The organism is Mesorhizobium sp. M4B.F.Ca.ET.214.01.1.1, assembly GCF_004791545.1.
Classification (GTDB): domain Bacteria; phylum Pseudomonadota; class Alphaproteobacteria; order Rhizobiales; family Rhizobiaceae; genus Mesorhizobium; species Mesorhizobium abyssinicae.
In genome coordinates this window covers 1-340 of record NZ_SRUX01000168.1, presented here as the reverse complement: position 1 = coordinate 340, position 340 = coordinate 1, and the positions used below count along the sequence as shown (strand labels likewise).

At 59.4% G+C, this 340-nt stretch carries 1 pseudogene; it reads left to right on the top strand.

The features are described from left to right. Positions 1 to 340 (top strand): annotated as a pseudogene (locus tag EN857_RS33760) (chain-length determining protein); the annotation flags it as partial.

Below are 340 nucleotides of genomic sequence, written 5' to 3'. Positions count from 1 at the left end.
CTGGACGCCGAGAAGAAAGAAGTGGCGCAGCAGATCTTCCAGGAACTGCAGCAGCTGACCGGCAGCTTCAAGAACGAATACGACGTCGCAAATTCGCGCGTACAGTCGTTGCGCGACAGTATCGACAAGGTGGCTGGCCGTAATTCGGAAGCCAATATCACCATGGTGCAGCTGCGCGAGCTCGAGCAGCGGGCGACGGCCCTGCGCACCCTCTACCAGTCCTATCTCGGACGCTTCGAAGAGGCTTCGCAGAAGCAGTCGCTGCCGATCGCCAAAGCCCGCATCATCTCCGAGGCCGGTCTTCCCACATCGCCTTCCAGCCCGAAAAAGACCATGACAA